This window comes from Dietzia sp. SLG310A2-38A2 (genome assembly GCF_014145095.1).
Classification (GTDB): Bacteria; Actinomycetota; Actinomycetes; order Mycobacteriales; family Mycobacteriaceae; genus Dietzia.
This window is the reverse complement of sequence record NZ_JAALDX010000547.1, coordinates 1,450-1,759: the sequence shown is the minus strand read 5'-3', so window position 1 is coordinate 1,759 and position 310 is coordinate 1,450. Positions and strand designations below refer to the sequence as shown.

The 310-nt window shown below is 66.5% G+C and carries 1 protein-coding gene; it reads right to left on the bottom strand.

The window, feature by feature from the left end:
* The coding region (locus G6027_RS17920; RefSeq protein WP_206682515.1) for an ATP-binding protein at positions 1–310 on the bottom strand (310 nt) is incomplete at both ends.

The following is a 310-nucleotide window of genomic DNA, read 5'->3' as shown; positions in this document are numbered from 1 at the left end:
AGAACGTCGTCTTGCCGTTCGGCTTGTCCTGCGCCAACGCCCACGCCTCGGCCAGATCCGGCATCCGAATGTAATGCGCCCGGATTCGGTGGGTACATGCCTGCTTGGCCAGGGCGCAGCCGAGGTAGGACTTTCCGGAGCCGGTGAAGCCCTGGAAGACGACGTTCTGGTGCCGGTCGATGAACGAGCAGGCGCCGAGCTGGGCGATCACGCCCTGGTCCAGGCCACGCTCTTGGAGCATGTCCAGCCGCCTGAGGTCGGCGTTCGCGTAACGCAGGCCGGCTCGCCGGATCAGCCCCTCGACTTTGGC